The following is a 1082-nucleotide window of genomic DNA, read 5'->3' as shown; positions in this document are numbered from 1 at the left end:
TTCCACGCGCGGCTGTGGAACCACGGCGCGATCACCTCGGCGCCGCCGTGCACGTGGTCGCCGAGATGCGCGCCCCAGTACGAGAAGGTCGAGTTCGTCAGCACCAGGCGGCGGGACGCGGCCAGCAGGGCGAGCTGCTGCGGCACCGGCGTCCCCGCCCCCGGGAAGCGCACCTCGAGGCCCTCGAGGACGCGGGCCAGCTTCACCCGGCACCAGTCGAGGTCGTCCGACACGATCAGGACGCTGCGCACGGGCTCCCGCTCGCGGGCCAGGGCGAGTGCCGCGTCGACGTACTCGACCACGTCGAAGGAGTAGCGGCCGCGGAAGGCCGGGACGCTGTAGTAGTCGCCGCGCCGGATGTTCAGGGTGAGGTCCGCCTCCGGTCGCGCCGCCGCCACCAGAGCGGTGAACGGGCCGCCGGGCGGGAGCAGCATCGTCGCGACGAAGTCCGCCAGCTCGTCCGTCGTGAACTCCACGCCGAGCTCCTGGTGGACGCTCCCGAGCTCGCGGGGGCTGAAGAACGACATCTCCGCCGGGGGCACCACGAGCTCCTCGAGGACCCGCGGGAAGACCTCCGCCCACTCCGCGGTCCTCCGCGTCGCGCGCACCGCGGTCGGCACCCCGCGGCTCCGACGGGCGTGGGCCTGCAGCCAGAAGTAGGCGAGGTTCCCGACCCCGAACGACTCGCCGGGCAGCAGCACCGTCGTGCCCCGTCGGCGGAGGGGCGCCAGCAGCGCCGAGCGGACGTCGCCGAGCGTCACCACCGCGGGCCTCCCCCGCTCACGAGAGCTCTCCGAGCGCCACGAGCTGGGCGAAGCCGGGGTGCGCGGCCCGCACCTCCTCGAAGGTGCCGGCCCCCTCGATCCTGCCGCCGTCGAGGAAGAGCAGCCGGTCGGCGCCGCGCACGGTCGAGAGCCGGTGGGCGACCACGAGGACGGTCATGCTGCCGTGCAGCTCGGCGACGGCCCGCGAGATCTCGTGCTCCGTGCGGTTGTCGAGCGCCGACGTCGCCTCGTCGAGGACGAGGACCGAGGGGCGCCGGTACAGCGCCCGGGCGAGGCCGAGCCGCTGGCGCTGGCCGC

The 1082-nt window shown here is 74.8% G+C and carries 2 protein-coding genes; both read right to left on the bottom strand.

Annotated elements, in window-relative coordinates; genetic code table 11:
• Positions 1 to 764, bottom strand: a 764-nt coding sequence (locus C5C99_RS16640) for an alpha-1,2-fucosyltransferase (protein WP_146085541.1), incomplete at its 3' end; no start/stop codon positions are given.
• Between the two features lie 16 nt (positions 765 to 780).
• On the bottom strand, positions 781 to 1082 hold a 302-nt coding region (locus C5C99_RS16635; RefSeq protein WP_146085540.1), incomplete at its 5' end, for an ATP-binding cassette domain-containing protein.

It is taken from the genome of Rathayibacter sp. AY1C4 (assembly GCF_002932195.1).
Lineage (GTDB): Bacteria > Actinomycetota > Actinomycetes > Actinomycetales > Microbacteriaceae > Rathayibacter.
Note: the sequence above shows the minus strand (reverse complement) of the source record. Positions and strands in the feature narration are given on the sequence as shown.